The 1,898-nt window shown below is 70.2% G+C and carries 4 protein-coding genes; 1 reads left to right on the top strand and 3 read right to left on the bottom strand.

The window, feature by feature from the left end; all coding sequences use genetic code 11:
- Positions 1-670 (top strand): SDR family NAD(P)-dependent oxidoreductase (locus tag WA805_RS06995; protein ID WP_425241927.1); only part of this gene is annotated, 670 nt, incomplete at its 5' end.
- Here the strand turns inward: WA805_RS06995 and WA805_RS06990 are convergent.
- From WA805_RS06990 to WA805_RS06980, 3 genes are all read right to left on the bottom strand, one after another.
- Positions 603-905 (bottom strand): DUF3349 domain-containing protein, encoded by a 303-nt coding sequence (locus WA805_RS06990; protein ID WP_422286014.1) that lies wholly within the window; start codon positions 903-905, stop codon positions 603-605. The genes WA805_RS06995 and WA805_RS06990 overlap by 68 nt on opposite strands.
- Positions 906-940: 35 nt before the next feature.
- Entirely contained in the window at positions 941-1,231 is a 291-nt protein-coding gene (locus WA805_RS06985; protein WP_422338467.1) for a hypothetical protein, read from the bottom strand.
- 16 nt (positions 1,232-1,247) lie between these two features.
- A partial coding sequence (locus WA805_RS06980) for an anion permease (RefSeq protein ID WP_425241926.1) occupies positions 1,248-1,898 on the bottom strand: 651 nt, incomplete at its 5' end.

Raw genomic sequence — 1,898 nt, 5'->3', positions numbered from 1 at the left:
GCTCGCGGCCAAGGAGATCGACCCGGAAGGCGAGCGGATCACGCCGTGCCACATCGAGGTCGACAACTCGGTCAACATCGAGCAGCTCACGGGATGGGTCAAGGAGCGATACGGCCGGGTCGACACGCTCGTGAACAACGCGTCGGCGCCGCCCGACCTGTGGGCGATCGCGGGCACCACCGACCTGACGCCGGTGGCGGAGGCGCTCGACATCAACCTGTTCGGCGCGTGGCGGGTGACGCAGGCCCTGCTGCCGCTGCTGCGAAGGTCGCCGCGGCCCCGCATCGTGAACGTGTCGAGCGAGGGCGGCTCGATCGCGCTGATGAACGGCGGCCGTCCGGCCTACAGCGTCTCCAAGGCGGCGCTCAACGCGCTGACCAAGATGCTGGCCGGCGAGCTGTACCGGGACGGGATCCTGGTCAACGCGGTCTGCCCCGGCTGGATGCCGAACGACAGCAGCCGGCCAGGCGGCCGCTCCCGCACGTTCGCCCAGGGCGCGGCCAGCGTGGTGTGGGCGGCCACCTTGCCGAACGGCGGCCCGACCGGCACCTTCACCCGCGACGGCCGCGCGCTGCCCTGGTTATGTGGCCCGCAACGTCCCGCTAGCCGGCGGGTTCGGGCCTGGCGAGCGGCCAGCCGCCCGCCGCCAGCCGCGAGCGGACCCTGTTGATGTCCGCGTCGTTCGCCGTGGTGTGGGTGACCTCGACGATCGCCTTCTTGATCGCTTCCGCCGACTCGGGGTTGGCGGCGGCCTCCAGCTCAGTCGCGATGAGGCTGACTTCCTCGTTCGTGAGCTGGCTGCCGAGGAGGGCGAACAGCGGGATGTAGTCGTGCTCGGGTACGCCTTCCGGGTAGCCGGCCCGCAGCCATTCGATGATCTTGCTAAGAACTGGGGGGAGTGGCATTGTCTGCACTTTCTCTGACGGAACTGCAGGCCGGGTTACTTCTTCGCGGGCGCCGGGTGGCCGATCTGGTAGATCTCGTAGATGCTCCAGCCAACGGCGGCCAGGACGATGAGGAAGCAGAGCGCGGCGATCACTATGCCCGCGATGCTGCCGCCGAGGAGCACGTCGGAGTCGTCGCCATCGGCTCCTGCCGTGGCTGCCCGGGCCCGGTGCGGCCCGAGCGACAGCGCGTACAGGCCCCCGGCGAAGAGCGCCGGCAGGCCGGCGCCCGCGACCAGGCCGAAGACCAAGATCTTCCACAGTGCGCTGAGGTTAACCCATGACATTGCTGTTCGCTCCCTGTCAGCTCGCCGTCGCGGCGGGCTCGGGCTCGGCCGGCGCGACCGTTCCGGTCCATTCCGCGTTCACGTTGTTGCGGTCGACCTTGCCGGACCGGGACCGCCAGAAGATGAGCCCGGCGAGCCCGGCCAGGATGATGAGGATCACGATGACGCCCAAGGTACCGTTGACGGCGTGCGCGAGGGCGTAGGCCGCCGCACCGACGAGGCCGGAGCAGGGGAGCGTGAAGACCCACGCGGTCGCCATCCGGCCCGCCACGTTCCAGCGGACCTCGGCGCCCTTCTTGCCGAGGCCGGTGCCGATGATGGACCCGGTGGCCACGTGCGTGGTCGACAGCGAGTAGCCGAAGCTGCTCGACAGCAGGATGACGGCGGCCGAGGCGGACTCGGCGGCCATGCCCTGCGGTGCCGCGATCTCGACCAGGCCCTTGCCCAGCGTGCGGATGACCCGCCAGCCGCCGAGGTAGGTGCCGAGCGAGATGGCGATCGCGCAGCTGACGATGACCCAGAGCGGCGCGTTGGACCCGCTCGCCAGGGTGCCGTTGGCGATCAGGGCGAGGGTGATCACGCCCATGGTCTTCTGCGCGTCGTTGGTGCCGTGCGCGAGCGAGACCAGGCAGGCCGATCCGATCTGCCCGATCCTGAAGCCGTGCCC

This window comes from Trebonia sp. (genome assembly GCF_049794275.1).
In the GTDB taxonomy this organism is placed as follows: domain Bacteria; phylum Actinomycetota; class Actinomycetes; order Streptosporangiales; family Streptosporangiaceae; genus Trebonia.
The sequence above is the reverse complement of the archived record's forward strand: the minus strand, read 5'-3'. Positions and strand labels throughout refer to the sequence as shown.